We start from the raw sequence: 7,521 nt of genomic DNA on the forward strand, positions 1-7,521 counted from the left end.
TGTCACGGGAGGTTTCGAGATGCGCATCATTGCAGCGGCCATGGCCGTCGTCCTGTCCGTCACCGCACTGGCCGCCCAGGAACAGGCGCCGATCCCCGAACGCAGGCTCGTCGTCACCCGTGACATGGACTTCTACGGCGCCGACCTGCAGGCCCTTTTCGACACCACGCTCGAGGCCTGCCAGGCGCTCTGCCTCGACGACCCGTCCTGCCGCGCCTTCACCTTCAACGGGCGGGCCGGTGCCTGTTTCCCCAAGTCCGAGGTGACCGACCGCCGCCCCTACGACGGCGCCATCTCGGCCGAGGTGCTGGCAACCGAACCCGCGACGCTGGCCGCCGCCACCGGCCGCGCGGCGGAGCTGGACTTCCTCGAGCCGCAGGACCTCGCCCGCGGGCGTGACGAGGCGCTTGCGCTCGGCGCACGCCACGCCGCCGGGCAGTGGAGCGTCTCGCAACTGCAGGACGCGGCCGGAAACGCAGAGACGCTGGGCAACCTGCGCGACGCGGTGCACTGGACCGGCGCGGCGCTGGCCCGCTCCGACACGGCGCGGGGCTGGCTGGACTACGCGCGCCTGTCGCTTCGCCATGCCGCGAAGCTCCGCGGCGGCGACCGGCGCGAGATGGAGCGCCGTGCCCTGCTGGCGGCGATCAACGCCTACCTGCGCGCCACCGACCCGGCCTCGCGCGCCACGGCGCTGCTGCGCATGGCCGAGGCGCTGGAGGCCACGGACCGCACCCGCACCATGATCCCGGCGCTCAGGCTGGCCGACCGGCTGGACCCCCGCCCCGAGATCACGCGTGCGCTTGAGGATGCCGTCGGGAAGTATGGCTTCCGAATCGTGGAGACCGAGGTCGAGGCCGACAGCGCCACCCCCCGCGTCTGCGCGCGCTTCTCCGAGCCGCTGGCCCGCGCGGGCGTCGACTATGCCCCCTACGTGCGCCTGCCCGACGACCGGCTCGCCGTCAGCGCCGACGACCGCCGCCTCTGCGTGAGCGGCGTCGAGCACGGCAGCCGCTACACGCTGACCTTCCGCGCGGGACTGCCCTCGGCCGAAGGCGAGGAACTGCTGCGCGACGTGCCGCTGACCGCCTACGTGCGCGACCGCGCGCCTTCGGTGGCCTTCCCGGGTCGGGCCTATGTCCTGCCCAAGGGCCCCGACGCCGGGCTGCCGGTCGAGACCGTGAACCTGTCGGAGATCGAACTGAAGCTGCGCCGCGTCTCGGACCGCAACCTCCTGCGCGCGATCCAGGAAAGCTACTTCGGTCGCCCGCTCTCGGGCTGGCAGGACCGGCAGTTTTCCGAGGACATCGCCGAAGAGATCTGGACCGGCACCGGCGAGGTCGAGGATCGTCTCAACGCCGAGGTCACGACACGCCTGCCCATGGGCGAGGTCCTGGGCGATTTGCCCGCGGGGATCTACGCGCTGACCGCCTCGGTGCCGGGCGCCGATCCCTACGACGAGCCGGGCGCGACGCAGTGGTTCGTGCTCTCCGACATCGGGCTGACCACGCTCCAGGGCACTGACGGGCTGACGGTCCTTGCCCGCGGGCTCTCGGACGCGGCGCCACTCGAAGGGCTCGAGGTCACGCTGCTCTCGCGCTCGAACCGCGCGCTCGGGACCGCCACGACCGACGCGCAGGGCGTCGCGCGCTTTGCCCCCGGCCTCGCGCGGGGCACCGGCGGCGCCGCGCCCGCACTGGTCATGGCCGCGCGGGGCGAGGACGATCTGTCCTTCCTGTCGCTGACCGACCCGGCCTTTGACCTCTCGGACCGGGGCGTCGCGGGCCGCGCGCCCTCGGGGCCGGTGGACGCCTTCCTCGCCACCGATCGGGGCGTCTACCGCGCGGGCGAGACGATCCACGCCACCGCCCTGCTGCGCGACGCCGAGGTTGCCGCCGTGGATGGCCTGCCGCTGACGGCGGTGCTGACGCGGCCCGACGGCGTGGAATACCTGCGCGAGGTCTCGGCGCAGGGCATGGACGCCGGGCATGTCTTCGACCTCGCGCTCGCGCCCACGGTGCCGCGTGGCACCTGGCGGCTTGCGCTTTTCGCCGACCCCGAGGCCGAGCCTCTGGTCACGCGCCCCCTCCTGTTCGAGGATTTCGTGCCCGAGCGCATCGACGTCGACCTCTCCCTGCCCGAGGGGCCGATCCGCCCGACCGCGCCGCCCGAGCTGGAGGTCGCGGTGCGCTACCTCTTCGGGGCGCCGGGCGCCGATCTGCCCGTCGAGGGGGAGCTGACCCTCTCGCCGCTCACCACGCTCGATGCGTTGCCCGGCTACCGTTTCGGCCGCCACGACGCCGAGACCGGGCCGCAGACGCGCCCCCTGCCCGCCGACCTGCGCACCGACGCGGAGGGCATGGCACGCCTCGCCCTTCCCCTGCCCGAGATCGCCGGCCAGCCGCACGAGGCCCGCGTGACCCTGCGCGTCGCCGAGGGCTCTGGCCGCCCGGTCGAGCGCAGCATCGCCCGTCCCGTCGCCCCGGATGGCCCGATCATCGGCATCCGTCCCGAGTTCGACGGCACCGTCCCCGAGGGGACCGAGGCCGCCTTCCTGCTGCAGGCCGTGGGCCCGGACCTTTCCCCGGTGCCGATGGAGGCGGAATGGCGGCTCGAGCGGGTGAACCTCCGTTACCAGTGGTACGAACTCTACGGCAACTGGAACTGGGAGCCCGTGACCACGCGCGAGACCGTCGACAATGGCATCGCCACGCTGGGCGACAGCCCGCAGCGCATCGCCGCGCCGGTCGACTGGGGCCGCTACGAGCTGGTGGTCGCACGCAGCGACGGCACGCATGTCGCCTCCTCGGTCGGGTTCGAGGCCGGCTGGTTCGCCCCCGCCGGGGCCGTCGCGACGCCCGACACGCTGGAACTCTCGCTCGACCAGCCCGCCTATGCCCCGGGCGACACCGCCCGCCTGCGGATCGTGCCGCGCGCCGCCGGGCAGGCGCTGGTAACGGTGCTGGCCGACCGCGTCATCTCGATGCGCGCGGTCGAGGTGCCCGAGGGCGAAAGCGTGATCGAACTGCCCGTGACCGACGACTGGGGCGCCGGCGTCTATGTGACGGCGCAGGTCCTGCGCCCCGCCGCGCAGGCCGAGGGCCGCGTGCCCGCGCGCAGCCTCGGGCTGGCCCATGCCGGGATCGCCCCCGGCGACCGGCAGCTCTCGGTCGCCATCGACGCGCCCGCGGAAAGCGCACCGCGCGCGCCCCTGCGGACCACGCTGCGGGTCGATGGCCTGGCCGAGGGCGAGCGCGCCCATGTCACCGTCGCCGCCGTGGACGTGGGCATCCTCAACCTCACCGGCTTCGAGAGCCCCGACCCCTCGGCGCATTACTTCGGCCAGCGGCGGCTGGGGGTCGAGATCCGCGATCTCTACGGGCGCCTCATCGACGGGCGCGACGGTGCCATGGGGCGGCTGCGCTCGGGCGGGGACGCAGGCGCGGCGATGCGCCTGCAAGCGCCCCCGCCGACCGAGGAGACCGTCGCGCTCTTCTCCGGGCCGGTCACCGTCGGGCCGGACGGCCGCGCCGAGGTCACCTTCGACATGCCCGAATTCAACGGCACCGTCCGGCTCATGGCCGTCGCCTGGAGCCCCCGCGCCGTCGGTCAGGCCGAGGCCGAGGTGCTGGTGCGCGACCCGGTCGTGATGCAAGCCTCCCTGCCGCGTTTCCTGGCCCCGGGCGACGAGACCCGGCTGCGGCTGGAGCTGACCCACGCCAAGGGCCCCGCGGGCGAAATGCCACTGGAGATCACCGCGCGCGGCATCACACTCGACCGCGCCGCGATCCCCGGGACGGTCACGCTGGCCGAGGGCGGCACCGCACGGATCGACATTCCCCTCACGGCGGAGGCCCCCGGCGACCACGCCATCGAGATCGCGCTCGGAACGCCCGAGGGCGACACCCTCACGAAGCGCCTCACCATCGGCACCCGCGCCAACGACCCGGCGCAGGGCCGCACGCGGCGGCTCGTGCTCGACCCGGGCCAGACCTTCACCCTCGACCGCGACGCGCTGGCCGGCCTGCGGCCCGGAAGCGCCGAGGTGCTTGTCTCGGCCGGGCCGCTCGCACGCTTCGATGTGCCGGGCATGCTGGCCACGCTCGACCGCTACCCCTACGGCTGCACCGAGCAGGTGACCTCGCAGGCCCTGCCGCTGCTCTCGATGGGCACGACCGCCGGGCAGCTCGGCCTTGGCACCCCGTCCCGGATCGCCGAAAAGATCGACGAGGCCATCGCGCTGGTGCTGACCCGGCAAGCCCCGAACGGCGCCTTCGGGCTCTGGCAGGCGGGATCGGGCGACGGCTGGCTCGACGCCTATGTCACCGATTTCCTGAGCCGCGCCCGCGCCGCCGGCCATGCGGTGCCCGACCGCGCCATGACCATGGCGCTCGACAACCTGCGCAACCGCATCGCCTATGCGCCCGACTTCGACAGCGGCGGCGAGGACCTCGCCTATGCCCTGCTCGTACTCGCGCGCGAGGGCGCGGCGGCGGTGGGCGACCTGCGCTACTACGCCGACGAGAAGGGCGCCGCGCTCGGCACGCCGCTGGCGCAGGCGCAGCTTGGCGCGGCGCTCGCTGCCTACGGCGACCAGGCGCGCGCCGATCGCATGTTCCGCCTCGCCGCCGCCTCGCTGGCAGCGCAGCAGGACAGGCGGCGCTGGCGCGAGGACTTCGGAACGCCGCTGCGCGACGCCGCCGGGCTGCTGACACTGGCCTCCGAGGCGCGCTCGCAGGCGGTGGACACCGCCGCCATGATCGCGCGGATCAGCGCCGCCGACCGGCCGCTCTCGACGCAGGAACAGGCCTGGTCGCTCATGGCCGCGCGGGCGCTGGTCGAGGCCCCGGGCGCCGCAGGCCTCAGCGTTGACGGTGCCCCGGTGACAGGCCCCCTCCTGCGCCGGATCAAGGGCACGGCCCTTGCCCCCATGCAGATCGCCAACACCGGCAGCGCGCCGGTGCCGCTCACGCTCACGACACTGGGCGTGCCGGCGGGCGAGACCGAGGCCGGCGGCTATGGCTACGCCATCGAACGCGCCTACTACACGATGGAGGGCACGCCCGTGACCGACCCCATAGCGCAGGGCGACCGCATGGTCGCCGTGCTGACCGTCCGCCCGGCCGAGGACACGCCCGCGCGGCTCATCGTCGACGACCCGCTGCCGGCGGGCTTCGAGATCGACAACCCCAACCTGCTGCGCGCCGGCGACATCCGCGCGCTCGACTGGCTCGACCCCACCGAGGCCCGCCACGCCGAGTTCCGCGCCGACCGCTTCCTCGCGGCCGTGGACCAGCAGGACGGCGCCCCGATCCGGCTGGCCTATGTCGTGCGTGCCGTCACCCCCGGACGCTTCCACCACCCCGCCGCTCTGGTCGAGGACATGTACCGCCCGGACTATCGCGCGACGACCGCCTCTGGCATGGTGGTGGTCCAATGACGGAAACCATCGCCACGATCCACTGGCGCGCCCTCGACCGCGACGGCGAGGACAAGTGCCGGCTCGCCCACCTCGACGGCGGCTACATGCTGGTCGGCCACGCCCGCTTCCGCGACGGCGCCGGCTGGGCCGCGCTCGACTACGTCGTCCGCATCGACGGCGGCTGGCTCACCCGCAGCGCCGACGTCACCGGCATCCACGCCGGCACCGACATCGCGCTCCGGCTCGAACGCGAGGGCGACGACTGGACCCTCAACGGGGACCCGCAACCGGAGCTTTCGGGCTGCGAGGACGTGGACTTCGCCTTCACGCCCGCGACGAACCTCATGCCGCTGCACCGCCTGCCCGAGGTCGGCAAGCTCGACACCCGCGCGGCCTGGCTGCGCCTGCCCGGACCTCAGCTCTCGCCGCTCGACCAGAGCTACCGGCGCGAGCGCGGGCAGCTCGTAGCCTACCACGCCGAGCAGACCGGCTTCGACACTCACCTCGTCACCGATGTCCACGGCTTCGTGACCTCCTATCCCGGCCTCTGGGAGGCCAATGGTGGCTAGGCTTCTCGCCCTCGTCCTGGTGCTCTGGACCCTGGCACTGGGACGGGACGCGGCGGATCGCTGGATCGACGCGACCGAATTGCCCCTGCTGGTGCAGGCCACCTCCCCCGAGGTGCGCGACCGGAACGGCGAGCTTCTGCGCGCCTATACCGTCGAGGACGGCCGTTGGCGCATGGCCGTCACGGCCGAGGCGGTCGACCCGCGCTTCACCGCAATGCTGATCGCCTACGAGGACAAGCGCTTTGCCCGTCACGCCGGGGTCGACGCATGGGCTGCCCTGCGCGCCGCCGCGCAGGGCCTCCGGCACGGGCGCATCGTTTCGGGCGCCTCGACGCTGACCATGCAGGTCGCCCGCCTGCTCGAGGAGGGCGCCACCGGCACCTGGCGCGGCAAGCTGCGGCAGGTCCGGCTGGCGCTGGCGCTCGAGAGGCGGCTCTCCAAGACGCAGATCCTGCAGCTCTACCTCGAACGCGCGCCCTACGGCGGCAACATCGAGGGGCTGCGTGCCGCCACGCTGGCCTGGTTCGGCAAGGAGCCGCGCCGCCTGACGCCCGCCGAATCCGCCCTGCTCGTGGCGCTCCCGCAGGCCCCCGAGGCCCGGCGCCCCGACCGCCACCCGCAGGCGGCCCGCGCCGCCCGAGACCGCGTTCTGACCCGCATGGCGGCGGCTGGCGTCATAGACAGCGACACCGCCCGCGCCGCCATGCGCGATCCCGCCCCCGAAAGCCGCCACCCCGTTCCCATGCTCGCGCCACACATGGCCGACCGGGCACTGGCGCAGGGGCGCGGCCGCCACGACCTCACGCTCGACGCCGGGCTGCAACGACAGCTCGAGGCGCTGGTCGCCACGCATATGACCGGCCGCGATGTCCGGCTCTCGGCGGCGCTGGTGCTGGCCGACCACCGCAGCGGCGAGATCCTCGCCTCGGTCGGCTCGCCGGACTACGCCGCGACGCGCGGGCAGGGCTTCATCGACATGACCCGGGCCCGACGCTCCCCCGGCTCGACGCTCAAGCCGCTGGTCTACGGCCTCGCCTTCGATCGCGGCCTCGCCCATCCCGAGACGCTGATCGCCGACACACCGGTGCAGTTCGGCACCTACGCGCCGCAGAACTTCGACGGCATCTTCATGGGCGAGATGCGCGCCGCCCGCGCGCTCCAGCTCTCGCGCAACGTCCCCGTCGTGCGCCTGACCGAGGCGCTGGGACCCGCGCATCTCATGACCGCGCTGCGCCGCGCCGGCATGGCCCCCGAGCTGCCCGGAGGCGCGCCCGGCCTCGCCGTCAGCCTCGGCGGTGTCGGCGTCACGCTCGAGGAGATGGTCACCCTCTACGCTGCCCTCGCGAACGGCGGCACCGCCCGCCCGCTGCGCTGGACCCCCGGCCCCGGCTTCACCACCCTCTCCGTCATCGACGCGCGGGGCCACGCAGGCCGGTCGCGAGCACCGCGCCGTCGGCCATGAGCGTGAAGGGGGGCCTGCCGCCACGCAGCTTGACCGGGACGCCGCGCGGGTCGGCGGCGAGGCGCGCG

General features: G+C 74.0%; 2 protein-coding genes and 1 pseudogene. All 3 read left to right on the forward strand.

Translation table 11 applies throughout. From position 1 onward, the window contains the following. Window positions 1-19: 19 nt before the first annotated feature. On the forward strand, window positions 20-5,440 hold the full coding sequence (locus SALMUC_RS10045; RefSeq protein ID WP_020041461.1) for an alpha-2-macroglobulin family protein: 5,421 nt from the start codon (window positions 20-22) through the stop codon (window positions 5,438-5,440). Then, complete coding sequence (locus SALMUC_RS10050; RefSeq protein WP_020041460.1) at window positions 5,437-5,991, forward strand: putative glycolipid-binding domain-containing protein; 555 nt, start codon at window positions 5,437-5,439, stop codon at window positions 5,989-5,991. The genes SALMUC_RS10045 and SALMUC_RS10050 overlap by 4 nt, the downstream gene beginning before the upstream one ends. Continuing rightward, window positions 5,981-7,369: pseudogene (gene pbpC / locus SALMUC_RS10055) on the forward strand (penicillin-binding protein 1C); the annotation flags it as partial. The gene SALMUC_RS10050 and the pseudogene pbpC, both read left to right, overlap by 11 nt. Window positions 7,370-7,521: the final 152 nt, after the last annotated feature.

Source organism: Salipiger mucosus DSM 16094, assembly GCF_000442255.1.
Taxonomy (GTDB): Bacteria; Pseudomonadota; Alphaproteobacteria; order Rhodobacterales; family Rhodobacteraceae; genus Salipiger; species Salipiger mucosus.

Bases quoted from the DNA above. Each gene is read 5' to 3' on its own strand.
- SALMUC_RS10050 (WP_020041460.1), top strand. From the start codon at position 5,437: ATGACGGAAACCATCGCCACGATCCACTGGCGCGCCCTCGACCGCGAC.
- SALMUC_RS10045 (WP_020041461.1), top strand. From the start codon at position 20: ATGCGCATCATTGCAGCGGCCATGGCCGTCGTCCTGTCCGTCACCGCA.